The 472-nt window shown below is 35.0% G+C and carries 1 pseudogene; it reads left to right on the top strand.

Annotated features, from left to right (window positions below):
• Nucleotides 1-472 (top strand): annotated as a pseudogene (locus DRF60_RS21320) (RHS repeat-associated core domain-containing protein); the annotation flags it as partial.

The following is a 472-nucleotide window of genomic DNA, read 5'->3' as shown; positions in this document are numbered from 1 at the left end:
CACTATGAAAGATAAAGGTATTCAGACTATTGCTTACAATTATTTGAATTTACCTAATGACTTTCAAATTTCTCAATTAAATCCTTTTGGTATTGCTGTGAGCTTCAGTCTTAATTATCTGTATCGTGCAGATGGAACAAAGCTCCGTAAAACTTATTTCAAACCTGGAGGAAGGGGAAATACAACAATTACGAATAAAATAACAGATTATTTGGATGGTTTCCAATATGATTTTACTGATATTGAGCAATGTACATGGTGCAGGACTGATGTAGCCTATGAGCAGCAAGCTTTTAAAGATATAATTATAGACCCTGGCTTTCCTACCTTGCCAGCTACATGGACATTGGACTTTGTAGCCACTTCAGAAGGATTTTACAGTTTCATAGAAAACCGTTATATTTACCAATACAGAGACCATTTAGGAAATGCAAGGGTTAGTTATGCTAAAAATAGCGAAGGAGCTGTTGAA

The sequence above is a fragment of the Chryseobacterium elymi genome, from assembly GCF_003385495.1.
In the GTDB taxonomy this organism is placed as follows: Bacteria; Bacteroidota; Bacteroidia; order Flavobacteriales; family Weeksellaceae; genus Chryseobacterium; species Chryseobacterium elymi.
The sequence above is the reverse complement of the archived record's forward strand: the minus strand, read 5'-3'. Positions and strand labels throughout refer to the sequence as shown.